The 2,634-nt window shown below is 42.2% G+C and carries 1 protein-coding gene; it reads left to right on the top strand.

The genetic code is table 11. From position 1 onward, the window contains the following. Nucleotides 1-2,634: Ig-like domain-containing protein (locus ACVC43_RS00160; protein WP_452222549.1), on the top strand; the 2,634-nt coding region annotated here is incomplete at both ends.

A 2,634-nucleotide genomic window follows, 5' to 3' on the forward strand; every position in this document is an offset into this window, starting at 1 on the left:
GACGTATACAGATAACGGAGACGGCACAGTAACCTTCACACCAGAACCAACCTTTACAGGTGTAGCAACACCAATCGATTATACGGTTCAGGATAATGATGGAAACGATTCAAACATAGCTACCATTACAGTAACGGTTGCTGCTTGTCCATTCCCAACCGATAGTGATGGCGATGGTTTAACAGATTGTGAGGAGACTACAGGCGTTGATGATCCATCAACACCGTTGGATCCAAATGGTAACACGAGTGATCCAAACGATCCATGTGATCCAATAGAATCAAGTCCATTAACAGATAGTGATGGTGATGGTTTAACCGATTGTGAGGAAACCACAGGAAACGACAATCCAAACACACCATTAGATCCAAATGGAATGACAAGTGATCCAAACGATCCATGTGATCCAATAGATAGCAGTTCATTGGTAGATACTGATGGCGATGGTTTAACAGATTGTGAGGAAACAACAGGAGAAGACAATCCAAATACACCGGCAGATCCTATGGGTACTACAAGTGATCCAAACGATCCGTGTGATCCATTTGTAAGCGCAGGAGGTTGTACTCCAATTGCAAATGATGATACAGCATCTACAGAACCAGATGTAACGATTGACATTGATGTTACAGACAATGATGTAGATCCAAACGGAACTATTGACGATACGACAATAGATTTAGATCCGGCAACACCAGGACAACAAACAACGTTTACAGTACCAGGAGAAGGAACTTATACAGCTAATCCAGATGGAACAGTCACCTTTGATCCAGACCCAGCATTTACAGGTACTACAACACCAGTAGATTACACAGTTCAGGATAACGATGGTAACATCTCTACAGTAGGAACAATAACAGTAGTAGTAGCAGCGTGTCCAAATGGAACCGATAGTGATGGCGATGGTTTAACCGATTGTGAGGAGACTACAGGCGTTGATGATCCATCAACACCATTAGATCCAATGGGTAACACGAGTGATCCAAACGATCCATGTGATCCAATAGGCACGAGTGATATAACAGATAGTGATGGCGATGGCTTAACCGATTGTGAGGAAACCACAGGGAATGATAATCCAAACACACCAGCTGATCCTATGGGTACCACAAGTGATCCAAACGATCCATGTGATCCATTTACAGATGCAGGAGGTTGTACACCAATAGCAGTAGATGATGATACCACTACAAATACAGATGTGGATGTCATAATAGATATTACAGACAACGATTCAGATCCAAACGGAACAATCGATGATACGACTGTAGATTTAGATCCATCAACACCAGGACAGCAAGGTACCATTACAATACCAGGAGAAGGTACATATACAGATAATGGAGATGGTACAATTACTTTCGATCCAGACCCAACCTTTACAGGAACTTCTACTATCACTTATACAGTAAGTGATGATGATGGGAATGATTCAAATGAAGCTACAATCACTGTAACTGTTCAAGATAATCCAATCGCAGAAGATGATGATGATTTAGACAACGCAGCAGGACCAGTAACATTAAATGTAATAGCAGATAATGGTAACGGAGAAGATAGTGACTCAGATGGCCTTATAGACCCATCAACAGTAACTATTACAACACCAGGCGCAACAGATACGTCAGGTGATGGAGACAACGATACTTTAGTAGTAGCAGGCGAAGGTACTTGGACATTAGATGAAGGTGGTAACTTAACGTTCACACCAGAGGCAGGTTTTACAGGTAACCCAACCCCAATTACATATACTGTAGAAGATAACGATGGTAACGTATCCAACGAAGCGACAGTAACTGTTACTTACTTAATGGATACCGATATCGATCCAATCGCACAAGATGATGAGGATTTAGATAATGTACCAGGAGCTACAGTAATTATAAATGTTACAGAAGACAATGGTAACGGACCAGATACAGATGCAGACGGTTCAATAAGTGTTACTACCGTAACTATTACAACACCAGGCGCAACAGATACAACAGGTGATGGCGATAACGATACTTTAGTAGTAGCAGGCGAAGGTACTTGGACACTTGACGAAGGTGGTAACTTAACGTTTATTCCAGAGCTAGGCTTTACAGGTAACCCAACACCAATTACTTACACGGTAGAGGATAACGACGGTAATGTATCAAATGAAGCGACAGTAACTATTACCTACGCATTATGTCCAAACCCAACCGATACTGATGGTGATGGTTTAACAGATTGTGAGGAAACTACAGGCGTTGATGATCCATCAACACCGGCAGACCCAATGGGTAACACGAGTGATCCAAACGATCCATGTGATCCATTTACAGATGCAGGCGGTTGTACACCAATAGCAGTAGATGATACAGCGAGTACAACACCAGATACACCAGTAACATTCCCTATTACAGGCAATGATTCAGATCCAAATGGTACAATAGATGTAACAACAGTAGACTTAGATCCTGCAACACCAGGACAGCAAGATACTTTTACCGTACCAGGCGAAGGGACGTATACAGATAACGGAGACGGCACAGTAACCTTCACACCAGAACCAACCTTTACAGGTGTAGCAACACCAATCGATTATACGGTTCAGGATAATGATGGAAACGATTCAAACATAGCTACCATTACAGTAACGGTTGC

It is taken from the genome of Lacinutrix chionoecetis (assembly GCF_053604665.1).